Genomic DNA, 249 nt, shown 5'->3' with positions numbered 1-249 from the left:
TGACTACCGCACCCTCAATCAGCGGATCCACCGTCTCGCCAACCTGCTGACGGCCTCGGGCATAGGGCCGGGGGACACGGTCGCCCTGCTGGACTGGGACAGTCACCGCTCCCTCGAATGCTTCTTCGCCGTGCCCATGATAGGCGCCGTGCTGCACACGGTGAACGTGCGCCTCTCGCCGGAGCAGATCGCCTTCACCATGCACCACGCCGAGGATCATCTGGTGCTGGTTCATGACGACTTCCTGCC

1 protein-coding gene is annotated in these 249 nt (G+C 64.7%); it reads left to right on the top strand.

Features of this window, described 5'->3' with window-relative positions:
- On the top strand, positions 1–249 hold a 249-nt coding region (locus B4920_RS27290), incomplete at both ends, for an AMP-binding protein (RefSeq protein ID WP_139379745.1).

The organism is Zoogloea sp. LCSB751 (assembly GCF_002028455.1).
In the GTDB taxonomy this organism is placed as follows: Bacteria; Pseudomonadota; Gammaproteobacteria; order Burkholderiales; family Rhodocyclaceae; genus Zoogloea.
This window is presented reverse-complemented; position numbering and strand designations above follow the sequence as displayed.